19 protein-coding genes and 1 pseudogene are annotated in these 21,078 nt (G+C 62.5%); 15 read left to right on the forward strand and 5 right to left on the reverse strand.

Annotated features, from left to right (window positions below):
* Positions 1–8 precede the first annotated feature (8 nt).
* The 3 genes from SINAR_RS0106205 to SINAR_RS0106215 all read right to left on the reverse strand — a co-directional run bounded on the left by SINAR_RS0106205 (position 9) and on the right by SINAR_RS0106215 (position 3,088).
* A complete protein-coding gene (locus tag SINAR_RS0106205; protein WP_027998278.1) occupies positions 9–827 on the reverse strand; it encodes a carbohydrate ABC transporter permease in 819 nt (272 codons plus the stop codon).
* Positions 824–1,720 carry a carbohydrate ABC transporter permease gene (locus SINAR_RS0106210; protein ID WP_027998279.1) on the reverse strand — a complete coding sequence of 299 codons (897 nt, stop codon included), beginning with the start codon at positions 1,718–1,720 and terminating at the stop codon, positions 824–826. The genes SINAR_RS0106205 and SINAR_RS0106210 overlap by 4 nt, the downstream gene beginning before the upstream one ends.
* A 93-nt stretch (positions 1,721–1,813) precedes the next feature.
* Complete coding sequence (locus SINAR_RS0106215) at positions 1,814–3,088, reverse strand: ABC transporter substrate-binding protein (protein WP_027998280.1); 1,275 nt, start codon at positions 3,086–3,088, stop codon at positions 1,814–1,816.
* Positions 3,089–3,299: 211 nt separating this feature from the next.
* Here SINAR_RS0106215 and SINAR_RS0106220 point away from each other — a divergent pair, with 211 nt between their 5' ends.
* Positions 3,300–3,548, forward strand: coding sequence for a type II toxin-antitoxin system VapB family antitoxin (locus tag SINAR_RS0106220; protein WP_027998281.1), 249 nt, complete (start codon positions 3,300–3,302; stop codon positions 3,546–3,548).
* A pseudogene (locus tag SINAR_RS1000000135090) lies at positions 3,545–3,740 on the forward strand (PIN domain-containing protein); the annotation flags it as partial. The gene SINAR_RS0106220 and the pseudogene SINAR_RS1000000135090, both read left to right, overlap by 4 nt.
* On the opposite strand, the gene SINAR_RS0106225 reads toward SINAR_RS1000000135090, so the two are convergent.
* The gene (locus SINAR_RS0106225) at positions 3,684–4,751 is read right to left on the reverse strand and encodes a LacI family DNA-binding transcriptional regulator (protein WP_027998282.1); all 1,068 of its coding nucleotides are present in this window, start codon (positions 4,749–4,751) and stop codon (positions 3,684–3,686) included. The pseudogene SINAR_RS1000000135090 and the gene SINAR_RS0106225 sit on opposite strands and share 57 nt — an antisense overlap.
* A 67-nt stretch (positions 4,752–4,818) precedes the next feature.
* The gene (locus SINAR_RS0106230; RefSeq protein WP_027998283.1) at positions 4,819–5,760 is read right to left on the reverse strand and encodes an AraC family transcriptional regulator; all 942 of its coding nucleotides are present in this window, start codon (positions 5,758–5,760) and stop codon (positions 4,819–4,821) included.
* Between the two features lie 194 nt (positions 5,761–5,954).
* Between SINAR_RS0106230 and SINAR_RS0106235 the strand changes: the two genes are divergently transcribed.
* From SINAR_RS0106235 to paaE, 13 genes are all read left to right on the forward strand, one after another.
* Positions 5,955–7,427: an alpha-glucosidase/alpha-galactosidase gene (locus SINAR_RS0106235; RefSeq protein WP_027998284.1), complete on the forward strand. Its 1,473-nt coding sequence runs from the start codon at positions 5,955–5,957 to the stop codon at positions 7,425–7,427.
* A 250-nt stretch (positions 7,428–7,677) separates the two neighbouring features.
* Entirely contained in the window at positions 7,678–9,759 is a 2,082-nt protein-coding gene (locus tag SINAR_RS0106240) for an ABC transporter substrate-binding protein (protein ID WP_027998285.1), read from the forward strand.
* A 117-nt stretch (positions 9,760–9,876) separates the two neighbouring features.
* Positions 9,877–10,890 (forward strand): ABC transporter permease, encoded by a 1,014-nt coding sequence (locus tag SINAR_RS0106245; protein WP_027998286.1) that lies wholly within the window; start codon positions 9,877–9,879, stop codon positions 10,888–10,890.
* On the forward strand, positions 10,887–12,014 hold the full coding sequence (locus tag SINAR_RS0106250; protein ID WP_027998287.1) for an ABC transporter permease: 1,128 nt from the start codon (positions 10,887–10,889) through the stop codon (positions 12,012–12,014). The genes SINAR_RS0106245 and SINAR_RS0106250 overlap by 4 nt, the downstream gene beginning before the upstream one ends.
* 11 nt (positions 12,015–12,025) lie before the next feature.
* Entirely contained in the window at positions 12,026–13,696 is a 1,671-nt protein-coding gene (locus SINAR_RS0106255; RefSeq protein ID WP_027998288.1) for an ABC transporter ATP-binding protein, read from the forward strand.
* A gap of 20 nt (positions 13,697–13,716) precedes the next feature.
* Positions 13,717–15,090: an alpha-glucosidase/alpha-galactosidase gene (locus SINAR_RS0106260; protein ID WP_027998289.1), complete on the forward strand. Its 1,374-nt coding sequence runs from the start codon at positions 13,717–13,719 to the stop codon at positions 15,088–15,090.
* 313 nt (positions 15,091–15,403) lie between these two features.
* Positions 15,404–15,916, forward strand: coding sequence for a DUF992 domain-containing protein (locus tag SINAR_RS0106265; protein ID WP_084617099.1), 513 nt, complete (start codon positions 15,404–15,406; stop codon positions 15,914–15,916).
* Positions 15,917–16,157: 241 nt separating this feature from the next.
* On the forward strand, positions 16,158–17,078 hold the full coding sequence (gene paaX / locus SINAR_RS0106270) for a phenylacetic acid degradation operon negative regulatory protein PaaX (RefSeq protein ID WP_027998291.1): 921 nt from the start codon (positions 16,158–16,160) through the stop codon (positions 17,076–17,078).
* A 253-nt stretch (positions 17,079–17,331) separates the two neighbouring features.
* Positions 17,332–18,330: a 1,2-phenylacetyl-CoA epoxidase subunit PaaA gene (gene paaA, locus SINAR_RS0106275; protein WP_027998292.1), complete on the forward strand. Its 999-nt coding sequence runs from the start codon at positions 17,332–17,334 to the stop codon at positions 18,328–18,330.
* A 19-nt stretch (positions 18,331–18,349) separates the two neighbouring features.
* Entirely contained in the window at positions 18,350–18,634 is a 285-nt protein-coding gene (paaB, locus tag SINAR_RS0106280; protein WP_003527997.1) for a 1,2-phenylacetyl-CoA epoxidase subunit PaaB, read from the forward strand.
* Entirely contained in the window at positions 18,634–19,419 is a 786-nt protein-coding gene (paaC, locus tag SINAR_RS0106285; RefSeq protein WP_027998293.1) for a 1,2-phenylacetyl-CoA epoxidase subunit PaaC, read from the forward strand. Before paaB ends, paaC begins: the two co-directional genes overlap by 1 nt.
* A 9-nt stretch (positions 19,420–19,428) precedes the next feature.
* Positions 19,429–19,953, forward strand: coding sequence for a 1,2-phenylacetyl-CoA epoxidase subunit PaaD (gene paaD, locus SINAR_RS0106290; RefSeq protein ID WP_027998294.1), 525 nt, complete (start codon positions 19,429–19,431; stop codon positions 19,951–19,953).
* A gap of 28 nt (positions 19,954–19,981) precedes the next feature.
* The gene (gene paaE / locus SINAR_RS0106295; protein ID WP_027998295.1) at positions 19,982–21,058 is read left to right on the forward strand and encodes a 1,2-phenylacetyl-CoA epoxidase subunit PaaE; all 1,077 of its coding nucleotides are present in this window, start codon (positions 19,982–19,984) and stop codon (positions 21,056–21,058) included.
* Positions 21,059–21,078 lie beyond the last annotated feature (20 nt).

Raw genomic sequence — 21,078 nt, forward strand, 5'->3', positions numbered from 1 at the left:
CATCGTTCCTATTTGACTGAGCCCAGCATGCCCTGGACGAACTGGCGTTGCATGAAGAAGAAGACGGCAAGCGTCGGCAGTGTCGCGAGAATCGTTCCGACCATGACGACGCCGTAATCGGGATAATAGGCGGAGGCGAGCGACGAGATGACCAGCGTGATCGTCTTGGTCTCGTTGGTCTGGAGCACGATCAGCGGCCAGAGATAATTATTCCAGGCGGTCATGAAGACGATGACGAAGGCGGCCGCATAGGTCGAGCGCATGACCGGCACGTAGATGAACAGGAATATCTGCCATTCCTTGAGGCCGTCGACCTTGGCCGCATCGCGGAGCTCCGACGGGAAGGCCTTGGTGCTCTGCCGGAAATAGAAGATGACGAAGGCGGAGCCGATCGAGGGCAGGACGACGGCGAGATGCGTGTTGATGAGACCCGCCTTGCCCATCATGATGAAGAGCGGGATCATCAGCGCGGCGAAGGGGATCATCAGCGTGAGCAGCATCGCCCGATAGACCCGCTCGCGCCGCCGCGAGCGGAACATCTCGAAGCCGTAACCGGCGAGCGAGGAGACGGCGAGCGTGAGCACGGTGGCAAGGATCGCAATCTTCGCCGAATTCCAGAAGACGAGCGGCACGTTCACCAGCGTGAAGAAGTTGCCGACATTGGCGGCAAAGGCTGCGCCAGGCAGGAGCTTGCCCTTGATGATGTCGATCGACGAATTGGTCGCGCCGAGAGCCATCCAGATGAACGGAAAGACCGAGAGGAAGGCCATCAGGCCGAGGAAGCCATAGGTGGCCGCCATTGCCGCGAAACGTCCAAATCCGCTCATCGGTCACGCTCCCTTGCTGCGAAGAACTGCACGAAGGCGAGGAGCGCGACCAGGACGACGATGACATAGGAGACCGTCGCCGCGTAGCCCAAATTGGGCATGAAGCGGAAGGTGAGATTGTAGATGTAGAGTGACAATGTGAGCGTGGCGTTGGACGGGCCACCCTTGCCCTCGGTCAGGTTATAGACTTCGTCGAAAAGCTGCAGCGTGCCGATCGTCGAAATGACTGTCGTGAAGAGGATGACCGGCTTCAGGAGAGGGATGGTGAGGTGGGTGAAGCGCGCCCAGGCCGGGACGCCGTCGATGCGCGCCACCTCGTAGATCGACTTGTCGATGTTCTGAAGTGCCGCAAGATAGAAGATCATATTGTAGCCGGTCCAGCGCCAGGTGATGGCGAGAATGACGAGCACCTTCGCCCAGAAGGGATGCGTCAGCCACGGAATGGGCGAGGCGACGAGACCGATCGCCTGGAGCGTCGAATTGACGATCCCGTCGGTTGCGAACATGCCCTTGAAGAGCACCGAATAGGCGACCAGCGAACTGACGCAGGGCAGGAAGATCGCTGTGCGGAAAAGCCCACGGCCGACGAGCCGCGGATTGTTGAGGAGCGACGCAAGGATCAGCGCGAGCAGGATCATGATCGGCACCTGCACGACGAAATAGGTCACCGTGTTGGTGAGCGCCTTGATGAAGACCGGATCGTTCCAGAGCCGAACGATGTTTGCGAAGCCCGCGAACTTCAGGGTCATACCGCGGCCGGACTGGAACGACATCCAGAGCGACCACGCGATGGGATAGACCATGAAAAGGGCGATCAGCCCGAGGGCCGGCGCGACGAAGAGCCAGCCATTGACATCGTAATATCGGCCGATACCGCGGCGCGCTCGAACCATGTTCCCCTCCTGGAAAGCCGGACAGCCGGAAATTGGCCGCGGCAGGAGCCGCGGCCGGAAACGGCGGGCACATGCCCGCCGCCATCCATCGCCTCACTGGATCTGAGCGCTGACCTCGGCCTCGATCGCCTGCAGCACCTCGTCGACCGGCGTTCCCTGCGTCACGGCCGGGAGCTGCGCGGTGACTGCGAGATCCGCCTCGTTGGTGAAGATCCCGTAATTGACCGAAGGGACCTTCGCCAGCCAGTCGGAGAAGTTCTGCCAGACCTTCTCGCCACCGAAGAAGGGATCGGCCGCCTCGTAGGCCGCACCGCCGCGGGCGGCGAGCAGCGAGCCGACCGCACCGCGCTCCTGCAGGATCGTCTGGTAGAAATCGATGTCCTTTCCGTAGATCTCGTTCAGGAAATCGATGGCTTCCGCCTTCTCCTCGGAGCTTTCGAGCACGTACCAGCTGGAGCCGCCGAGATTGGAGGCATGCGTTGCGCCTTCGATCGAGAGCGACGGGATGGGTGCTACGCCCCAGTTGCCGGACTGGTCGGGCTGCGCCTTGACGGTGCCGGTGATCCAGACGCCCGTGACGACGGTCGCGACGTCGCCGGAGGTAAAGGTGCCTACCCAGTCGGACCAGCCATTGGCAGGCTTGTATATATTCGCCTGCATGATCTTGCCGATGGTTTCGAGCGCCGCCTTCAACGCGGCGTTGCCGGCGATGTTCGGCTTGCCTTCCTTGTCGAAATACCATTGCCCGGCCGACTGCATGATAATGCGCACGAGGCCGGCGTCGTTCGGGTCGAGGCCCATCATCTTCTTGCCGGTCTTCTCTTCCACCTGTTTACCGATCTCGATGAAGCGGTCCCAGGTGAGATCCTGCATATCCTCCGGCTTGAAGCCGGCGGCTTCCAGATAATCCTTGCGGTAATAGAGCCCGGTGACGCCGGAATCGAAGGGCATTCCGTAGACCTGTCCTTCGAGGGTCATCAGCTCGACCTTGTAGGGGGCGAAACCGGAATAGTCGACGGTACCGGACAGAGGCGCGAAGGCGCCCGGGAAGGATTGAAGGTATTTCTGCGCGCCGTAATCCTCGATGAGCACGATGTCAGGGAGCGCGTCGGCGGTTCCGGATGAAAGCCCGGTCTGAAGCTTCTGCTCGACGTCGAGCTTGGCGAAGTCGACGATGTTGAAGGTGACGTCCGGATGGGTTTTCGTATAGCGGGCGCCCGCTTCCTTCATGATCGCGACATTGAAGTTCGGGTCCCAGCACCAGATGGTGATTTCCTTGGCCTGCGCCGAGGCAACCCCCAAGAGGCTTGCGCCCGCGAGAGCCAGACCGGCGATACGCGGCAGATAGGCACGCGCCTGATTGTCCATTGTTTCCTCCCGAAATCGTGTTCCCCGAGACAGTCCTCTCTGTCCCGGCGGGAGTATTTCTTAAAACTCGAGTGGACGCAAATTATTTTCAGTAAATTTTTACTCCGTTTTACCGAGTGGCTGCCACGGCCCTTCTGGCAGTCCAGCTGTCACCAGCTGTCTTGCTGGCATCTCACATGTCTCCTATATCAGGGACAAAGGAGTTTCGAGCATGGGCGCCCCGACGCTTTCGGTCCGAAGTGCAAAAGCGCGTGATCTGGCGCGCCGACTTGCACGGCGAGAGAACCGCTCCATTGCCGACATTGTCGAGCGTGCTCTTGAGTTATATGAAACCAGAGAAGCCGGTCGGGAGCCTGCGAGTGCTTTCTATGCGCGCTTGTTCGAGAGCTGCGGCACGGACATCGACCTCGAAGGGGTGATCAGAGAGGGCCGCAAGGCTCATCCGGGCCCTGACCTTTGATTTTCGTAGACGCCAACGTCATTTCGGAAACGCTGCGCAAGATCCCATCCGAAGCCGTCATCGCATGGCTCGTGCGGTATGATGCAGAGCTCGCACTCCCGACGGTTACGATCGCCGAAATCGCCTTAGAAAATATTACCGGATCAGCGCGCCGCGCGTCTGATTCACGGCCTCGATGGTTGGCGCGGCCGGTGCCGGCGTGCTGCCGCGCCAGACGATTTCCGTGCCGAAAACCACCTTCTTCGCGACCTCGCGGCCCGCAAGGCGTTCGAGTAGCAGGTCGACGGCGGTCTCGCCGATCAGTTCCGCCGGGATCTTCACCGTGGAAAGCGGCGGCCCGAGAAATTGCGCGACCGGGATGTCATTGAAGCTCGCGACGGCGATATCCTCGGGAATCCTGAACCCCATCTCGTGAATGGCCCGGTAGGCGCCGAGCGCCATATTGTCGTTGCAGGTGATGAGGATCTTCGGCGGATTGGGCTTCGACAGCATCGCCTTGGCGAGCTTGTAGCCGCTGTCTGGTGTCATCGGCTCGACCATGCACAATTCCGGATCATAAAGCCCGGCCTTGGTCATCCAGTCGATATAGGTGCGGCAACGGCGCTCCGAATGGATGTTGTCAGGCCCGTAGAAAGCGTCGATCCAGCCGATGAAACCGATGCGGCGGTAGCCCATGTCATGCACCGCCTCCAGGAGCCGGGTCATCGCCAGCGAGACGTCGCTGAGCACGGTGTCTTCCATATCTCCGGCGGGTGCGTAATCGGCAAAGACGAGGTGGCGGCTGTGGCGGCGCAGCCACTCGAGCTCATCGCCGTAATAATGGCCGACGGCCACCACGCCCGAGGCGCCCTCCAGGATCGTCGCCTCCGGAGGGTTACCGGTGAGGAAGACCTTGACGACTTCGCTCTTCAGCGCCTGGCAGCGGCTTTCGATGCCGAGCCGGACGCCGACATAATAGGGATCGGCAAGTTCCTGGGCGGGATCGAGGAAATGCACGAGCGCGATCTTCAGCCCGACCCCGACGGCCTGCGCTGCGGCGCGGCTGCGGTTGCGCGGCGTCGCATAGTTGAGCGCCTCCGCCGTCTCGATGATCGCCTGGCGCTTCCTGTTGGAGATCGACAGTGTCGGATCGTAGTTGAGGACGCGTGAGACGGTTGCTGACGATACGCCGACGGCCGATGCGATTTCCTTGATTGTGACCATTCGGTTCCGTCTGTCCTTTGCCGTGCAGCCTGGGGTATTTCTTTAGTAAAATTTTATCGCGGCTTTTTCAATCGCCGGCCGCAGCCGGTGTGGTCACGGATCCGTTGATTCCCGCCTTGGCGCCTGCGGCAGGCACGCTTGCATACATGCCGGTGGTACGGAACTCGGTCGGGCTCGCGCCGAAGACGCGGCGGAATACCTTGGCGAAATAGTTGGGATCCCCGAAGCCGGACAGGATGGCGACTTCCTTGACTGGCAGGTCCGCAGTCTTGGTCAGCAGCTTTACGGCCCTCTGCAGGCGCTTCTGCAGCACGAATTCCGCCGGCGGCATTCCTTCGCTGGCGGCGAAGGCCCGGGAGAAATGGGCGCGGCTCAGGCCGGAAATGCGCGCGAGCTCCTCGACCGGAAGGGGCTTGTCGAGATTGCTCATGATGTGATCGATCACGTGCTGCATCTTCCGGTATTCTTCACTGAGGACCGGATGCGAGCCGAAGACATCGTCATAGAGCGCCATCGCCGCCTCATAGGCGATCGCCGAGGCGCTGCCCGGGGTCTCGCCGCCGGCGATGAGGCGCAGGCTGCAATCGGCAAGATGTTCGACGGTATCCGGCTGCAGCCTTATGATGGGGCCGGTGACGGCGAGAATGGCGCGGTGGATCCTCAGCGCCTCCTCGCCGTTCATGGAGATCCAGAAGAACTCCCAGTGCCCGCCTTCCTCCAGCCAGTAGCGATGATTGTGGGGGACGAGCAGCAGCAGCGTCTCGCCCGGACGCACGCGATGGCTGCGGTTTTCATATCGCAGGTTGCCGGCCCCCCCGATCGTGTGCTGCAGGACGGTGAAGGGCGTCTGACCGCGTTTGCGCCCGTCCCAATCGTAGCTTGCATCGGTCCTGATCTCATAGCCGGTGCTCGTCGGCATCGTGTGCAGGCTCTGGCGTCCCCGAGGCAGCGAAACTGTCCGCATCGCCGGTCCCCGATCGATCAGTTGCCGCAGCACAGAATTACCCATGAAAGCACAATACCTCTCTAGTCGCGCATCCGATTATACACATAATGCCCACAGATCGCGCAAGACATACGGTTATCGCGGCGTTTGACGAGGGTTGGCGAGGAGGATGCCGCATTGCCGATCCCGGTCAGGTCAATGACTTGATTTTACCCTTATAGCGCGTAGGTCGCAGTCTGAGGAGGAATAGCACGGCCATGGCCAGCTTTAAGATCGCCATCATCGGCGCCGGCAGCATCGGCTTCACCAAGAAGCTCTTCACCGACATTCTTTCCGTGCCGGAGCTTCGCGACGTCGAGTTCGCATTGACGGATCTGAGCGAGCACAACCTCGCCATGATCAAGACCATCCTCGACCGGATCGTTGAGGCGAACAAACTCCCCACGCAGGTGACCGCGACGACCGACCGCCGCAAGGCGCTGGAGGGCGCCCGCTACATCATCAGCTGCGTGCGCGTCGGCGGCCTCGAGGCCTATGCCGACGATATTCGCATTCCGCTGAAATACGGCGTCGACCAATGCGTCGGCGACACGATCTGCGCCGGCGGCATCCTCTACGGCCAGCGCAACATTCCGGTGATCCTCGATTTCTGCAAGGACATTCGCGAGGTGGCGGAGCCCGGCGCCAAGTTCCTCAACTATGCCAACCCGATGGCGATGAACACCTGGGCGGCGATCGAATACGGCAAGGTCGACACGGTCGGTCTTTGCCACGGCGTCCAGCACGGGGCCGAGCAGATCGCCGAGATTCTCGGCGCCAGGGACGGCGAGCTCGATTACATCTGCTCCGGCATCAATCACCAGACATGGTTCGTCGATGTCCGCCTCAACGGCCGCAAGGTCGGCAAGGACGAACTCGTCGCCGCCTTCGAGGCGCATCCGGTCTTTTCCAAGCAGGAGAAGCTTCGGATCGACGTGTTGAAGCGCTTCGGCGTCTATTCGACTGAAAGCAACGGACATCTGTCCGAATACCTGCCCTGGTACCGCAAGCGTCCGGACGAGATCTCCAGATGGATCGACATGTCGGACTGGATCCACGGGGAGACCGGCGGATATCTGCGCTATTCGACAGAGACCCGCAACTGGTTCGAGACCGAATATCCGCGCTTCCTCGAAGAGGCGGGCCGGCCGCTGGAAACGATCAGGCGCTCGAACGAGCATGCGAGCCGCATCCTCGAAGCGCTCGAGACGGGTCGCGTCTATCGTGGCCACTTCAACGTCAAGAACAACGGTGTGATCACCAATCTGCCGGCGGATGCGATCATCGAATCGCCCGGCTTCGTCGATCGTTTCGGCATCAACATGGTGGCAGGCATCATGTTGCCGGAGGCCTGTGCGGCCACCTGCATCTCGTCGGTCAACGTCCAGCGCATGTCCGTCCATGCGGCGATCACCGGCGACATCGATCTCCTGAAACTCGCCGTGCTGCACGACCCGCTGGTCGGCGCCATCTGCACGCCGGAGGAAGTCTGGCAGATGGTCGACGAAATGGTCGTCGCGCAAGCCAGATGGCTGCCGCAATACGCCCATGTGGTCGATGCAGCCAGGGAGAGGCTGAGCCGCGCCACGGTCGCCACCCGGGAGTGGAAGGGTGCGGCACGGCGCGAGGTGCGCTCGATCGAGGAGATCCGCGCGGAGAAGGAAGCGGCGAAGCTGCGCGCTGCGGGGTAGGTCTACCCCGGCGCGCGAGCTGCCCCTCATCCGGCCTGCCGGCTACCTTCTCCCCGCATGCGGGGAGAAGAAGACTCGCAGCGGCCGTTCGAGCCCCCTCTCCCCGCAGGCGGGGAGAGGGCTGGGGTGAGGGGCAATCGCGGCCACTGGGGTCAACCAACGGGCGTTGGAATGACTGCGCAGGGAGACATGCAGTAGGAGGAGCGCCGGCCGCCCCGGCTCGGCGAAGACAGGAGGGAGAACCCGGGACATGAAAACGCATCGACTGAATATGACCGCGAGCCTGCTGATCGGCATATCCGCCTTTGCCGTGCAGGCCTTCGCATCCGAGCCGGCCGTGGTGCCCGAGCAGCCGCCCTTTCCGGCGCAGGGCAAGATCACCTATGTGTCGCGCGATTCCATTCTCGAATTCAAAGCGCTGCCCGAATACAGGGAGCCCGAATGGGTCACCGAGAAATTCGTCAAGGCCGGCAAGCTGCCGCCGGTGGCCGAACGGCTTCCGAAGGAGCCGATGGTCTACAAGGCCGGCAACATGCCGGACGGCATGGGCGTCTATGGCGATGTTCTGCGCCACGTCATCGGCGGCCGGCCGGAAGGCTGGAACTACAGCGCCGGCCAGACTCAAGGCTGGGGCGGCATCGACATCGGCATGTTCGAGTGCCTGACGCGCACGGCGCCGCTCTTCCAGGTGGAGGCGGACGACATGGAGCCGCTGCCGAATCTGGCGAAGAGCTGGGATTGGTCCGAGGACGGCCGCAAGCTGACCATGCACCTGATCGAGGGCGCGAAATGGTCGGACGGCGATCCCTTCGATGCCGATGACGTCATGTTCTACTGGGAGGACAATGTCCTCGACTCGAGCGTTTCGCCCTTGAACGGCGCGACGCCCGAAACCTTCGGCGAGGGCACGACGCTCAAGAAGATCGACCAGTACACGGTCGAATGGACCTTCAAGGAGGCCTTCCCGCGTCAGCATCTTTTCGCAATGGCCTACGGAACCTTCTGCCCCGGCCCGTCGCATATCCTCAAGACCAAGCACCCGAAATATGCCGGGACGACCTATAACGAATATAAGAACGGCTTCCCCGCCGAATATATGAACCTTCCGGTGATGGGTGCATGGGTGCCGGTCGCCTACCGTCCTGACGACATCATCGTGCTGCGCCGCAATCCCTATTACTGGAAGGTGGACGAGGCCGGCAACCAGCTGCCCTACCTCAACGAGCTCCATTACAAGCTTTCGACCTGGGCCGACCGCGACGTGCAGGCGATCGCAGGATCGGGCGACTTCTCGAACCTCGAACAGCCGGAAAACTTCGTTGAATCGCTGAAGCGCGCCGCCAATGAGAGCGCGCCGGCGCGGCTTGCCTTCGGCCCGCGCGTCATCGGTTACAACATGCATATGAACTTCTCCGGCAATGGCTGGGGAGACCCGGACGAACGCGCGAAGGCGGTGCGGGAACTCAACCGCAACCTGGACTTCCGCAAGGCCGTCACAATGGCGGTCGACCGCAAGAAGCTTGGCGAAGCCCTGGTGAAGGGTCCCTTCACGGCGATCTATCCGGGCGGGCTTTCCTCCGGCACGAGCTTCTACGACCGGAACTCCACCATCTACTACCCCCACGATCTCGAAGGCGGCAAGGCGCTTCTCGAAAAGGTCGGTCTCAAGGACACGGACGGCAACGGCTTCGTGAACTTCCCGGAAGGGACCGCTGGTGGCGCCGACGTGCAGATCGTGATGCTCGTCAACTCGGACTACGGCACCGACCGCAATCTCGCGGAAGGCCTGGTCGGCCAGATGGAACAGCTCGCCCTCAAGGTGGTGCTGAACGCGGTCGACGGCACCAAGCGCGACGCGACGCAATATGCGGGCAAGTTCGACTGGCTCATCCGCCGCAACGACCAGGAGCTGACCTCCGTCGTGCAGAACACGACGCAGCTTGCGCCGACCGGTCCCCGTACGAGCTGGCATCATCGTGCGCCGGAGAGCGGCCAGGTCGATCTCCTGCCGCACGAGAAGGAACTCGTCGGCATCGTCAACAAGTTCATCGCCAGCCAAGATAACGAAGAGCGGGCGGAACTCATGAAGCAGTTCCAGAAGATCTCGACGACCAATGTCGATACGGTAGGCCTGACGGAGTATCCCGGCGCGCTGATCATCAACAAGCGCTTCTCGAATATTCCCCCAGGTGCGCCGATCTTCATGTTCAACTGGGCGGAGGACACGATTATCCGGGAACGGGTCTTCGTTGCCGCCGACAAGCAGGGCGATTACGAACTTTATCCCGAGCAGCTTCCCGGCAAACCCGGCGAAAGCGGCCCGATCAACTGAAGCTGAACCGCCTCCGCCGGCTCCGGGCCAAGGAGCCGGCGAGGGTGCAAGCCCTTCACGCCGCCGCGAGCCGATGCAGGCATGGCTCTCGCGGAACTCGAGACAGAAGGAAACGGCATGTTCAGATTTCTGCTTGTCCGAATCGCCTCTGCCATTCCGGTGCTGCTCGTCCTGAGCGTGGTGACCTTCGGCATCATCCAGGCACCGCCGGGAGATTACAGCGACTACATCCGCTCGCAGCTTATCAATCAGGGCGGCGCCTCTTTCGAGGAGGCGGATGCCCAGGCGCAGGCCTATCGCAAGGAGCACGGCCTCGATAAGCCGCTGCCGATCCAGTACGTCAACTGGATAAGGGGCATCGTGACGCGCGGCGATTTCGGCCACAGCCTCTACTACAACAAGCCCGTAGCCGACGTGGTCGGCGAGCGCCTGCCGCGAACGCTGGCGCTCGCGCTCGTATGCCACATTCTTGCATCGGTGATCGGCATCGCCTTCGGGATCATCGCGGCGACGCGGCAATATTCCTGGATCGACAGCCTGCTTTCGACGGTATCCTTTCTCGGCATGACGGTGCCGCGCTTCCTCATGGCACTGATCATCGTCTATATCCTCGTCTTCCATTTCAATGTGAGCGAAATCAACAGCTTCCATTCCGCCCGCTACGGCGGGGCGCCCTGGTCCTGGGATAAGTTCGTCGATCTGGTGAAGCATGTCTGGCCGGTCGTGGCGATCGCCACCTTCGGCGGGCTCGCCTACAATATGCGGGTGATGCGCGGCAATCTCCTCGACACGCTGAACGCGCAATATGTCGAGACGGCGCGCGCCAAGGGCCTGAGCGAGGGCGCGGTCGTGATGCGCCACGCGGTGCCGAACGCGCTCCACCCGCTGATCATGTATCAGGGCGTCGTGCTTCCCTACATGCTGACCGGCGAGATCGAGACGGCGATCATCTTCGCGCTGCCGACCGTCGGGCCGGCGATCGTCGGTTCCATGTGGGTCGGCGACGTCTATGTGACGGCGACCTTCATGCTGGTCCTCTCCGCAACATTGATCGTCGGCAACATCATCGCCGACATGCTGCTCGCTGCGCTCGATCCGCGCGTGCGTATGGGAGGGGGGGTACACGCATGACCATCGGAGCCGAAAGCACTCTTCCGGTGGCGATCGAGCCCGAGGAAAAGCACCACCACGAGAGCTACTCCGCCCTCGTCTGGCGGCGGTTGAAGCGTTCCTGGACCGGCCTGCTCGGCTTGGTCCTCGTCTGCCTGCTCGTCCTGATCGCCGTTTTTGCCGACTTCCTGTCGCCCGTCGACCCGAAGGCGACGGGTGTGGCCTTCGCTCAGCCGCAGGCGATCAGCTTCCGGGACAAGGAGGGCAATTTCGTCCTTCCGCCGAGGAGCTATCCGGTGCGCGAGACGGAGGAGCTCGATCCGGTCACTTTCCAGCCGATCATCGGCCCCGATTACGACAATCCGCAGGTCCTCGGCTTCTTCGTAAAGGGCGCCCCCTACAGGCTCTTCGGTTTGATTCCTGCCGAGCGCCATCTTTTCGGCGCCGTCGACGGCACGCCGGTACACCTGCTCGGCACCGACAAATTCGGCCGCGACGTCCTGTCCCGCATCCTCTACGGTTCGCGCATCTCCTTGATGATCGCGCTCACCGTCGTCTTCATCGTCACCGTGGTCGGGACGACCGTCGGCATGGTGTCCGGCTATTTCGGCGGGCGCTTCGATGCCTGGGTACAGCGTTTCGTCGAACTCGTGCTCGCCTTCCCGCAATTGCCGCTCTATCTGGCGCTCGCCTCGCTGATCCCGGTCACCGCGCCGACGAATGTCTTCCTCGCCTTTGTCATCATCGTGATGTCGGCGCTCGGCTGGGCGCAGATGTCGCGCGAGGTGCGCGGCAAGACCCTGGCGCTTGCCCGGATCGAATATGTGCGGGCGGCGATCGCCATCGGCGCTACGGACCGGCGCATCATATTCCAGCACATCTTCCCGAATGTGATGAGCCACGTCATCGTCGCGGTGACGCTCGCCATCCCCCAGGTGGTGCTGCTCGAATCCTTTCTCGGGTTCCTGGGCTTTGCGGTCAAGCCGCCGCTGATCTCGTGGGGGCTGATGCTGCAGGACACGGCGAATTATTCCGCGATCGGTTCCTATCCCTGGATCCTCTCGCCGGTCGCCTTCGTGCTGGTCACCGTTTTCGCCTTCAATGCGCTGGGCGACGGCCTGCGCGACGCAATCGACCCCTATTGAGGAGCATGCCGATGGCAACGATCAAAAGCATTGTCCCGGCACCCGAGGAACGGCGCGACCGCCACACGAAGGGCACGAGACCGGTGATCGATGCGCGCCGCGTCGCGGTCACCTTCAAGGTGGAGAACGGCACGGTCGAGGCGGTAAAGGACGTTTCCTTCCAGCTCTATCGCGGCGAGACGGTGGCCATCGTCGGAGAGTCCGGCTCCGGCAAGTCGGTGACGGCGCGCACCGTCATGGGACTGCTGTCGAAGCGGGCTACGATCGCGCCGCAAGCGCGCATCGAATATGACGGCAGGGACGTGTTGAAATTCTCGAAGAGAGAGCGCCGGGCATTGCGCGGCGATCGCATCTCGATGATCTTCCAGGAGCCGATGAGCTCGCTGAACCCGGTCTACACGATCGGCAGCCAGATCGTCGAGGCGATCCGCGCGCATCGCCGCGTCAGCCGGCGGGCCGCCGCCGAACGGGCACTGGAGCTCTTGCGGCACGTTCAGATCCCCGATCCTGAGGCGCGGCTCAACCAGTATCCGCATCAGCTTTCCGGCGGCCAGCGTCAGCGCGTTATGATCGCCATGGCTCTTGCCAACGATCCGGACGTGCTGATTGCCGACGAGCCGACGACGGCGCTCGACGTGACGGTGCAGGCGCAGATTCTCAACCTTATCCGCAAGCTGCAGCAGGAGCTCGGCATGGCGGTGATCCTGATCACCCATGACCTGACGGTGGTCCGCCAATTTTCCGATTACGTCTATGTCATGCAGCTCGGCGAAGTGAAGGAACACAACACGACGGAGGCGCTGTTTGCCGATCCGCAGCACGCCTACACGCGGCGGCTGCTTTCCTCCGAACCCTCCGGTTCGGCCAACCCGTTGCCGGACGATGCGCCGATCCTGCTCGACGGCCGCAATGTCCGTGTCTCTTTCACCTTGAAAAAGGGCGGGTTCTTCAGACCGCGATTCAAGGAGCTCGTCGCGGTCGACGGGCTCAGCCTCAAGCTTCGCCGGCACGAGACGCTCGGGCTCGTCGGCGAGTCCGGTTCCGGCAAGACCACTTTCGGCCAGGCGCTGATCCGGCTTCTCAACACCGATGGCGGCGAGGTCTATTTCGAAGGCGAGCCGATCCACGACAAGGACCGCAAGGGAATGCGCCCGCTTCGGTCGAAGATCCAGATCGTCTTTCAGGACCCCTTCTCCTCGCTCAACCCGCGAATGTCGGTCGGCCAGATCATCGAGGAGGGTCTGATCGTCAACGGCATCGGCGCAAACCGCAAGGACAGGCTGAAGCGGGTCGAGGACGCGCTCGTCAGCGCCGGCATGCCGTCGAACATCCTTTCGCGCTTTCCGCACGAGTTCTCCGGCGGCCAGCGCCAGCGCATTGCGATCGCCCGCGCCATCGCGCTCGAACCGGAATTCATCCTCCTGGACGAGCCGACCTCGGCACTCGACCTCTCGGTACAGGCCCAGATCATCGAACTCCTGCGCCGGCTGCAGGATGAGCGGGGTCTGAGCTACCTCTTCATCTCCCACGACCTGAAGGTCGTGCGCGCGCTCTGCCACCGCGTGGCGGTTATGCAGAACGGCCGGATCGTCGAAGAGGGGTCGGTGAGCCAGGTCCTTAACAATCCCAAGACTGCCTACACGGAGCGGCTGGTAAAGGCCGCCTTCGAAGTGGCCGCGTGAGTTCAAACAGAGGCTATCCCATGACGAGACAACCCAGGATTACTTTCATCGGCGCCGGTTCCACCGTTTTCATGAAGAACATCATCGGCGATATCTTGCAGCGGCCGGCGCTTTCGGCCGCGACCATCGCGTTGATGGACGTCAATCCCGAGCGGCTCGCCGAAAGCGAGATCGTCGCCGGCAAACTGGTGCGCACTCTTGGCGTCAATGCCAAGATCGAATCCCATTCGAACCAGCGCAAGGCATTGGAGGGAGCGGATTTCGTCGTCGTCGCCTTCCAGATCGGCGGCTATGAGCCCTGCACCGTCACCGACTTCGAAGTGCCGAAGAAATACGGCCTGCGCCAGACAATTGCCGACACGCTGGGCGTCGGCGGCATCATGCGCGGGCTGCGCACCGTGCCGCATCTCTGGAAGATCTGCCAGGACATGCTCGAGGTGTGCCCCGAGGCGATCCTCCTGCAATATGTGAATCCGATGGCGATAAACACCTGGGCGATCGCCGAGAAATATCCGGCGATCAAGCAGGTGGGCCTCTGCCATTCGGTGCAGGGCACGGCATACGAACTTGCCCGCGACCTCGACATCCCGCTCGAGGAAATCCGCTACCGCGCCGCCGGCATCAACCACATGGCGTTCTATCTGAAGTTCGAGCATCGTCAGAAGGACGGCGGCTATCGCGACCTCTATCCGGACCTGATGCGCGGCTACCGCGAGGGGCGCTTCCCCAAGCCCAGCCACTGGAACCCGCGCTGCCCCAACAGGGTGCGCTACGAAATGCTGACGCGGCTCGGTTATTTCGTCACCGAGAGTTCGGAGCATTTCGCCGAGTACACGCCATACTTCATCAAGGAAGGGCGCCCCGATCTGATCGAGAAATTCGGCATTCCGCTCGATGAATATCCGAAGCGTTGCGTCGAGCAGATCGAGCGCTGGAAGGGACAGGCGGCCGCCTTCAAGGAGGCGGAGACGATCGAAGTCGCGGAGAGCCGTGAATATGCCTCCTCGATCATGAACTCGGTCTGGACCGGCGAACCTTCGGTGATCTACGGCAACCTCCGGAACAATGGCTGCATCACCTCGCTGCCGGAAAACTGCGCGGCGGAAGTGCCCTGCCTCGTCGATTCATCCGGTATCCAACCGACCTATATCGGCGCCTTGCCGCCGCAACTTACGGCGCTGATCCGCACCAACATCAACGTCCAGGAGCTGACGGTCCAGGCGCTCGTCACCGAAAACCGCGAGCACCTCTATCACGCGGCGATGATGGATCCGCATACCGCCGCCGAGCTCGACCTCGACCAGATCTGGTCTCTTGTGGACGATCTCCTCGCGGCGCACCGCGACTGGATCCCGGAATGGGCCCGCGTGACGAAGAAGGTAGCGGCCGCCTGATTTTTTCTCCCGGTCGGGCGACCAAACGGCCCCGGAACCGCTCGGTTCCGGGGCCGCATTGTCATGCAGACCGACGCAACCGCCGCACTCGAGATCCCGGGTCTTCAGGGTCAAGACCTAAGACCGGGCGCAAGCCTGTAGTCCAATAGACGCGGTCTGGGAGATGTGGGACAGCGACTATACGGACGCACGAAGCCGGCAACAGTCATGTTCTGCGGCAGGTACGCGCTTTCCGAAACTGGTCTTGGCGGCTTCAAGCCTGCTTTCGACAATGCCCGGTTCAAGGGCCGTAACCCACAGTAAGGAAGCTTTAATGATTGACCGATTCCGTAACCTGATCCGCGCGACGATTGGCGGCCTCGCTTTCAGCGCTGTCGCAGTGTCCGGCGCGATGGCCGAGGAGACCAAGCAACAGGCTCAGGCCGAGTTCGTGAAGCGCGGAACGCTCTCGTGCGACGTCGCAGCAGGCGTGGGTCTGGTGCTGGGTTCGTCGAAGGCGCTGGATTGCGTTTTCGAGGCAGACGGTCAGAAGGCACCGCAAAAATATACCGGTACGATCGACAAGCTGGGACTTGATATCGGCATAACGGCTGAAAGCCGCCTGGTGTGGGCGGTTTACGCGAAGCCGAAAACCAAGCTCAAGGGTGCGCTTGCCGGCAACTATTCCGGCCTCTCCGCCGAGTTTGCGGCCGGACTGGGCCTGGGGGCGAAATCCCTGGTCGGCGCGAAAAAGGAAATCGCGCTGCAGCCGCTGAAGATCGATGGTCAGACGGGGCTGAACGTCGCTGTTGGAGTTGCCAGTGTGAAGTTGACGCCGGCGAAATAAACGGGGGGAGTCCTTCGCTGCATTCGTTAAGCGTCGCGCGTCTCATCGGACGCGCGACGCTGTTTTGCTTTGATCTGCTGTACGTTTCCTTTAGAGCGTTTCAGTGTTTCGCGGAAACACTGAAACGCTCTAAGACTTTGAAGGTAAGTATTTCCGGACGGAAAACCGCTACATGCTTTCCTGCAAGTGCTCCAGCCGGAGACGATAAGGAACCGTACGGCAGGTCTCCAAAGGTGGTCGGATGCAGGCGAATGGTAAAAATTCGGAAGAGCAGGGCTCGAGGATCATCCGGGCAATTTTGGATGAAACGCCGCTCAGGGCCGCGAGTTTCATCGTCACCATTTACGGCGACGTGGTCGAGCCGCGCGGCGGCGCGATCTGGATCGGCAACCTGATCGAGATCTGCGCTGACGTCGGTATCAGCGAGACGCTTGTGAGAACCGCCGTGTCCCGTCTCGTCGCCGCCGGCCAGCTCGCCGGAGAACGGGAGGGACGGCGCAGCTTCTATCGGCTGACGGATGCCGCACGCGCGGAATTCGCCGCTGCGGCGCGGGTGATCTTCGGACCGCCGGAGGAAGCGAGCTGGCGCTTCGTGCAGCTGATGGGTTCGTCGGCCGAGGAGCGGATGCAGATGCTCGAGCGATCCGGTCATGCGCGCCTGAGCCCCCGGCTCGCAATCGGCGTGCGGCCGTTCCCGAACGCGATCATGCCCGCCCTTGTCTTCCGGGCGGAGCTTGCCCAAGGCGCGAGCGAGCTGAAGGCCTTTGTCTCCGGCTGCTGGGATCTGGCACCTCACGCACAGGCGTACCGGCGGTTCCTCGCCTGTTTCGGCAAGCTCGCCGATCTTTCGGATGGCGCTGCGGCGATTACTCCCGAGGAGTGCCTTTCCGCGCGCCTCCTCCTGGTACACCAGTTCCGCTTCGTCACGCTCCGCGAGCCGCGCCTGCCGGCGGAAGTTCTGCCCGCTGATTGGCCAGGCGACGAAGCCCGCCGCCTGTTCGCCCGTCTTTATCGCCGGCTGTCTCCCCAGGCGGACCTGCATGTCGCACGGAACTTCGTCACGCTCACGGGGCCGCTGCCGAAGGCGACCGGGGCGACGGAGGACCGGCTTCGGATGCTGTGCGACGAAGCTGCGTCCGGGAAGGCAGGAGACCTCGTTTAAAGCTGCTGCGTTTCGGCGGCCGTGGAGGGCGACTTCTCCCCTCTTCGTCCTTCGCGTTTGCGTCCGGCCGCGAACGGACGCAATCACCGCCAATTAATGTCACAAAAAATCGTGAAAATTCCGTTGAACTGTGACATGTCCTGCGTTAGATTCTAACTGATCGGTCGGTTAATGGTTGGGCATGCCGGCCGCCGAGCCGGAAGGAGTAGCACTCAGCTCATTCTCGAGCGCCTCCGGCGGAGGAGAGAGCAGCATGTATGCTCAAACGGTGAAGACGGGCGCCCCCAGGGTCAAGACACCCGAGGAGATGGACCCGCAGGAACGCGCTTTCCAGGAGCGGATCGACGCGGGTCAGAAGATCGAGCCAAAGGAATGGATGCCCGAAGGCTATCGCAAGACGCTCATCCGCCAGATCAGCCAGCACGCCCATTCCGAGATCGTCGGCCAGCTCCCGGAAGGCAACTGGATCACCCGAGCGCCGACGCTCGAGCGCAAGGCGATCCTGCTCGCCAAGGTTCAGGACGAGGCGGGGCATGGTCTATATCTCTACTGCGCCGCCGAGACGCTGGGAGTAAGCCGCGACACCCTTTACGAGCAGCTTCACTCGGGCAAGGCCAAGTATTCGTCGATCTTCAATTATCCGACGCTCAGCTGGGCCGATATCGGTGCCATCGGTTGGCTGGTCGACGGTGCGGCCATCATGAACCAGGTGCCGCTGCAGCGCTGTTCCTACGGCCCTTATTCGCGCGCGATGATCCGCATCTGCAAGGAGGAGAGCTTCCATCAGCGCCAGGGCTACGACATCCTGATCAAGATGATGAAAGGCACCCCTGCCCAGAAGGCCATGGTGCAGGACGCGCTGGACCGCTGGTGGTGGCCGTCGCTGATGATGTTCGGCCCTGCGGACGACGCCTCGGTCCATTCGGCCCAGTCGATGGCCTGGAAGATCAAGCAGAACTCGAACGACGAACTCAGACAGAAATTCGTCGACCAGACCGTACCGCAGGCCGGATTTCTCGGACTGACCATCCCCGACCCGGATCTGAAGTGGAACGAGGAAAAGGGCGGCTACGATTTCGGCGAGCCGGACTGGGACGAATTTTTCGAAGTGGTCGCCGGCAATGGCCCCTGTAATGCCGAGCGCCTCGGTGCGCGCAGAAAGGCCTGGGAGGACGGCGCCTGGTTCCGGGATGGCGTGACGGCGCATGCCGAAAAGGCCGCACGTCGCGCGCAGCCGGTCGCCGCGGAATGAACATCGGGAGCGAGACGTTATGTCCAGCGAGTGGCCCCTCTGGGAGGTCTTCATCCGCGGCCAGCACGGCCTGAACCACCGCCACGTGGGAAGCCTGCATGCGCCCGATGCCGAAATGGCGATCAACAACGCCCGCGACGTCTACACCCGCCGCAACGAGGGCGTCAGCATCTGGGTGGTGCGTTCGAGCGACATAGCGGCAAGTGCGCCCTCGGAAAAGGGTCCATTGTTCGAGCCTGCGAATGCGAAGGTCTATCGCCACCCGACTTTCTTCGACATTCCGGATGAGGCGGGGCACATGTGATGGTTCAGCCAACCGCCATGGAAGCTGCCGTCGACCGGGCCGCGCTTTTCGAGTTCCTGCTCGGCATGGGCGACAATGTGCTGATCCTCGGCCATCGGCTTTCGGAATGGTGCGGCCATGGCCCGGCTCTCGAAGAAGATATCGCGCTCGCCAACACGGCGCTCGACCTCATAGGCCAGACGCAGCTCTGGCTCGGCCTTGCAGGCGAGGTCGAGGGAAGGGGCCGCAGCGCGGACGACCTTGCCTATCTCCGCGATACGCGCGACTTCCGCAACCTGCTGATCACCGAACGGCCGAACGGCGATTACGGCAGGACGCTGATGCGCCAGTTCCTGTTCGATGCATGGCACTATCTCGCACTGAAGGTCCTTCGCAGCTCCTGCGAGCCGCGCATCGCCGGGATCGCCGAGAAGGCGTCGAAGGAGGCGGCCTACCATCTCGAACGGAGCCGCGACCTTGTGATCCGCCTTGGCGACGGAACCGCGGAAAGCCACGCCCGCATGCAGGAGGCGCTGGACGAGCTCTGGCCCTATACCGGCGAGATGTTCGTGAGCGAGGCGCACGACGCGGCCCTTGCAGCTGCCGGCGTAGCACTGGAGCCGGACAGCCTCAAGGCCGAATGGGACGCGGTCATCGCCGGGGCACTCCGCGCGGCGACGCTCGAAAAACCGGAGGACGGTTACATGCACAGGGGCGGCAAGCGCGGCCTCCATACGGAGCATCTCGGTTATGTGCTCGCCGAGATGCAGTTCCTGCAGCGCGCCTATCCCGGCGCCAGCTGGTAGGAGGCTCATGTGGCGACGGCGATACGTCCCTCGATCGCAGATGTGTGGCACTGGCTCTCGCAGGTGCCGGACCCGGAAATTCCGGTCATCTCCGTGGTCGACCTCGGCATCGTCCGCCGCGTCGCCTGGGATGGGGAGACGCTGGTGGTGACGGTGACGCCGACCTATTCGGGCTGTCCCGCCACGGCGGTCATCAATCTCGATATCGAGCGGCGGCTCAAGGAGAACGGCATCGACAATGTCAGGCTGGAACGCCAGCTCTCGCCCGCCTGGACCACCGACTGGATCAGCGCGGAGGGCCGCGAAAAGCTTGAAAGCTACGGCATTGCGGCGCCCGTCGACGGCACCGGAGCCGAGGGCAGGCTGTCGAAACGGATCGAAAGTCTCACGGGCGGCGCGGTGCTGATGGTCTCCTGTCCCCGCTGCGGCTCCACCCGGACCGAGAAGGTCAGCCAGTTCGGATCGACGCCCTGCAAGGCGAGTTATCGCTGCCGGGACTGTCTGGAGCCCTTCGACTATTTCAAATGCATCTGACGTAATGCGAGGCGGGAAGAACGCTCGAATGGCACGTTTTTATCCTCTTCAGGTCACCGAAGTCCGGCGCGATACGCGCGATGCCGTGGTCGTGACGCTCGAGCCGCGCGAGGAGCACCGCGCCGCGTTCGATTTCACCCAGGGGCAATATCTGACGTTCCGCCGCCTCTTCGGCGGCGAGGAGCTGCGCCGGTCGTATTCGATCTGCGCCGGTCTTGACGAAGGCGCCCTGAAGGTCGGCATCAAGCGCGTTGATGACGGCTGCTTCTCCAGCTGGGCGACTGAACAGCTCAAGCCGGGCGACACGCTGGAAGCCATGCCGCCGATGGGGGCATTCTTCACGCCTATCGAGCCGGAGGCGGCCAAACACTATCTTGGCTTTGCGGGCGGCAGCGGCATCACGCCGGTGCTCTCGCTCATAAAGACGGTGCTCGCGCGCGAGCCGCGGTCCGCGTTCACGCTGGTCTATGCCAACCGCCACTTCAGCTCGATCATGTTCCGCGAGGAACTGGACGATCTCAAGAACCTCTATCTGGGGCGGCTTTCCGTTCTGCACATCCTCGAGAGCGAAGCCCAGGAGATCGACCTGTTCAGCGGGCGGCTCGATCAGGAAAAATGCACTGCCCTGTTCCGTAGCTGGATCGACGTGCAGTCGGCCGATATCGCCTTCATCTGCGGGCCTGAGCCGATGATGCTCGCCGTCGCTGCAGCGCTTCGCGCGCACGGTCTCAGCGACGATCGCATCAAGTTCGAACTGTTCGCCGCTTCGCAGCCGGGCCGCGCCCCCCTGAGGGTCGCAAGGGGCGAGCATGCCGACCGGCATGCGACCTGCCAGGCGACGGTCATCCTCGACGGCGGTGCGCGCAGCTTCGCCTTGGCGAAGGAGGGGCGGAGCATCCTTGAAGCCGCGCTCGAAAATGGAGTGGACGCACCTCATGCCTGCAAGGCGGGGATCTGCTCTTCGTGCCGCGCAAAGGTGTTGGAAGGCGAGGTGGAGATGGAGGCCAATCACGCGCTGGCGGATTACGAGGTGGAGCAGGGCTATGTGCTGACCTGCCAATCCTATCCGCTCAGCGACCGCATCGTCGTCAGCTACGATCAGTGACCGCCGATACCGAGCCGACG

Origin of the sequence: Sinorhizobium arboris LMG 14919, from assembly GCF_000427465.1 — a bacterium.
Classification (GTDB): Bacteria; Pseudomonadota; Alphaproteobacteria; order Rhizobiales; family Rhizobiaceae; genus Sinorhizobium; species Sinorhizobium arboris.

Bases quoted from the DNA above. Each gene is read 5' to 3' on its own strand.
- SINAR_RS0106205 (WP_027998278.1), bottom strand. From the start codon at position 827: ATGAGCGGATTTGGACGTTTCGCGGCAATGGCGGCCACCTATGGCTTC.
- SINAR_RS0106210 (WP_027998279.1), bottom strand. From the start codon at position 1,720: ATGGTTCGAGCGCGCCGCGGTATCGGCCGATATTACGATGTCAATGGC.
- SINAR_RS0106215 (WP_027998280.1), bottom strand. From the start codon at position 3,088: ATGGACAATCAGGCGCGTGCCTATCTGCCGCGTATCGCCGGTCTGGCT.
- SINAR_RS0106220 (WP_027998281.1), top strand. From the start codon at position 3,300: ATGGGCGCCCCGACGCTTTCGGTCCGAAGTGCAAAAGCGCGTGATCTG.
- SINAR_RS0106225 (WP_027998282.1), bottom strand. From the start codon at position 4,751: ATGGTCACAATCAAGGAAATCGCATCGGCCGTCGGCGTATCGTCAGCA.
- SINAR_RS0106230 (WP_027998283.1), bottom strand. From the start codon at position 5,760: ATGGGTAATTCTGTGCTGCGGCAACTGATCGATCGGGGACCGGCGATG.
- SINAR_RS0106235 (WP_027998284.1), top strand. From the start codon at position 5,955: ATGGCCAGCTTTAAGATCGCCATCATCGGCGCCGGCAGCATCGGCTTC.
- SINAR_RS0106240 (WP_027998285.1), top strand. From the start codon at position 7,678: ATGAAAACGCATCGACTGAATATGACCGCGAGCCTGCTGATCGGCATA.
- SINAR_RS0106245 (WP_027998286.1), top strand. From the start codon at position 9,877: ATGTTCAGATTTCTGCTTGTCCGAATCGCCTCTGCCATTCCGGTGCTG.
- SINAR_RS0106250 (WP_027998287.1), top strand. From the start codon at position 10,887: ATGACCATCGGAGCCGAAAGCACTCTTCCGGTGGCGATCGAGCCCGAG.
- SINAR_RS0106255 (WP_027998288.1), top strand. From the start codon at position 12,026: ATGGCAACGATCAAAAGCATTGTCCCGGCACCCGAGGAACGGCGCGAC.
- SINAR_RS0106260 (WP_027998289.1), top strand. From the start codon at position 13,717: ATGACGAGACAACCCAGGATTACTTTCATCGGCGCCGGTTCCACCGTT.
- SINAR_RS0106265 (WP_084617099.1), top strand. From the start codon at position 15,404: ATGATTGACCGATTCCGTAACCTGATCCGCGCGACGATTGGCGGCCTC.
- paaX (WP_027998291.1), top strand. From the start codon at position 16,158: ATGCAGGCGAATGGTAAAAATTCGGAAGAGCAGGGCTCGAGGATCATC.
- paaA (WP_027998292.1), top strand. From the start codon at position 17,332: ATGTATGCTCAAACGGTGAAGACGGGCGCCCCCAGGGTCAAGACACCC.
- paaB (WP_003527997.1), top strand. From the start codon at position 18,350: ATGTCCAGCGAGTGGCCCCTCTGGGAGGTCTTCATCCGCGGCCAGCAC.
- paaC (WP_027998293.1), top strand. From the start codon at position 18,634: ATGGTTCAGCCAACCGCCATGGAAGCTGCCGTCGACCGGGCCGCGCTT.
- paaE (WP_027998295.1), top strand. From the start codon at position 19,982: ATGGCACGTTTTTATCCTCTTCAGGTCACCGAAGTCCGGCGCGATACG.